This is a genomic window from Rhabdochromatium marinum, assembly GCF_016583795.1.
Taxonomy (GTDB): Bacteria; Pseudomonadota; Gammaproteobacteria; order Chromatiales; family Chromatiaceae; genus Rhabdochromatium; species Rhabdochromatium marinum.
Genome location: NZ_NRRS01000157.1, coordinates 1 through 1,766 on the forward strand (window position 1 = coordinate 1; position 1,766 = coordinate 1,766).

Below are 1,766 nucleotides of genomic sequence, written 5' to 3' on the forward strand. Positions count from 1 at the left end.
GGCTCACTTCGATGGTGATCTCTTCGCCCGAACGCCGAACAACCGTGGCCATGATCGCTCCTCGCCTCATCATTTACAGAGGCTTAGAGCATACTCCTCGAAATAACATCTTGTCGAGGCCGCACCCAGGCAAACCCTAGCAGATGAGTATATGATCGTCGTAAAATGCAGATGCACCACTACGGTGCTGGATGAGTGTCCAGTCCCGCCTGGTTCCACTCAGAATATGGAACACATGAAATGCAAATTTACCACCACGGCGCCGTGGATGGTGTCACTGGCTCCTGCCATGAGCTGACGTTGGATGACGGCGGCTCCCTGCTGATCGACTGCGGACTCTTTCAAGGTGCCGAAGCTGGATCAGGCGGCTCCGGCGCTGAGCACCTGGAGATCAATTTCGACATCGCACCCATCCGCGCCCTGATCCTGACACATATTCACATCGACCACTGCGGACGCCTGCCCTACCTGCTGGCCGCCGGCTATCGTGGCCCCATCCTGTGCAGCCCAGCCTCTGCCGAATTGTTGCCGCTGGTGCTGGAAGACGCCTTGGAAATCGGCGTCACCCGCAATCGCGCCCTCATTCGCCAGGTGCTCGAAGTCGTGCGCGAGCGCACCATCGCCCTGCCCTTTGGCGACTGGTACCCGATCAATGACCAAGTCCGCATCCGCCTCCAGCGTGCCGGGCACATCCTCGGCTCCGCCTATGTCGAATGCGACCTTGGCCCGGCAGATGCCCCAAACGCCCCTCACACTTCCAGCACAGAGCGCGTCGTCTTTTCCGGCGATCTCGGCGCCCCCAACACCCCGCTGCTGCCCGGCCCCACCGCCCCGGAACGCGCCGATGTCCTGGTACTCGAAAGCACCTATGGCGACCGGCAGCATCAGGATCGCAGCAGCCGCATTGAGCACCTGCGCAGCGCCATTGAGCATGCCCTGGCCGACGGCGGCACGGTGCTCATTCCGGCGTTCAGCATCGGTCGCACCCAGGAACTGCTCTATGAGCTGGATGAGCTGTTTCACGCTCACGCCACAACATCAGCCACTTGGAGCACACTTCAGATTGTACTCGACTCCCCGCTCGCGGCCGACTTCACCCGTGGCTACCGGCGTCTGCGCGACGCCTGGGATGCCGAAGCCCAAGCACGCCTGCAACAGGGCCGCCATCCGCTCGCCTTCGAGCAACTGGTCACTGTCGATGATCACGACGCCCATCAGCGCATGGTCAACTACCTGGCCCACAGCCGCCAGCCCGCCGTGGTCATCGCCGCCAGCGGCATGTGCGCCGGCGGGCGCATGGTCAACTACCTCAAAGCCATGCTCGGCGACCCGCGCCACGATGTGCTTTTCGTCGGCTATCAGGCCGCCGGCACCCCAGGGCGCGACATTCAGCGCTACGGCCCGCGTGGCGGCTATGTGTGGCTCGATAGCGAACGCATCGACATCCGCGCTCAAATCGCCACCATCGGCGGCTACTCCGCCCATGCCGACCAGCGCAACCTGATCGACTTCGTCACCGGCATTCCCCAGGCACCCCGGGAAATCCGTCTGGTACATGGGGATACTGAGGCGAAGCTTGCTTTGCAACAGGCATTGCAGCGGGCGTTGAACACCGAAGCAACCCATGTGACAATTCCTTAGGGCCTGTCACAAAATAAGTGTCTCACTTTGAGGGCTGCTGCTATGCTTATGGCATGGTCAATGGCGACACACTAAAACGGCGGTTTGAGCTTCTTGAACCGGTTCTTGATGAACGGTTGCGTCGG

At 61.5% G+C, this 1,766-nt stretch carries 1 protein-coding gene; it reads left to right on the forward strand.

Annotated elements, in window-relative coordinates:
• Positions 1-240 precede the first annotated feature (240 nt).
• Positions 241-1,641, forward strand: a complete 1,401-nt coding sequence (locus tag CKO36_RS18930; RefSeq protein ID WP_200286457.1) for an MBL fold metallo-hydrolase RNA specificity domain-containing protein — start codon at positions 241-243, stop codon at positions 1,639-1,641.
• Positions 1,642-1,766: the final 125 nt, after the last annotated feature.

Coding starts and splice junctions, on each gene's coding strand:
- CKO36_RS18930 (WP_200286457.1), top strand. CDS start 241: ATGCAAATTTACCACCACGGCGCCGTGGATGGTGTCACTGGCTCCTGC.